This window comes from Nocardioides abyssi, assembly GCF_030412915.1.
Lineage (GTDB): Bacteria > Actinomycetota > Actinomycetes > Propionibacteriales > Nocardioidaceae > Nocardioides > Nocardioides abyssi.
The window spans coordinates 1-241 of the sequence record NZ_JAUHJR010000236.1 but is presented as its reverse complement, the minus strand read 5'-3'; the positions used below and the strand labels follow the sequence as shown (position 1 = coordinate 241).

1 pseudogene is annotated in these 241 nt (G+C 77.2%); it reads right to left on the bottom strand.

The features are described 5' to 3' along the window. A pseudogene (locus QWY29_RS20625) lies at window positions 1–241 on the bottom strand (FAD-dependent oxidoreductase); the annotation flags it as partial.

The following is a 241-nucleotide window of genomic DNA, read 5'->3' as shown; positions in this document are numbered from 1 at the left end:
ACGCCGGCCGCGTCCGGGACCAGCTCGTTGCGCACGAGCTCGACGCCGTCGACGCGGTCGTCACCGAGGACGCGCACCGGTGAGGTGAGGAAGCGCAGCACGATCCGTCGGCGGGCCGGGGCGGGGCGCCGCCCGGCCAGCTCGCGGAGCACCCGGGACCGGACGTCGTCCCCGACCACCTCGGCACCGCCCAGGTCGGCGAGCACGTCGACGTCGCGCAGCCCGGCGAGGCCGATCAGCT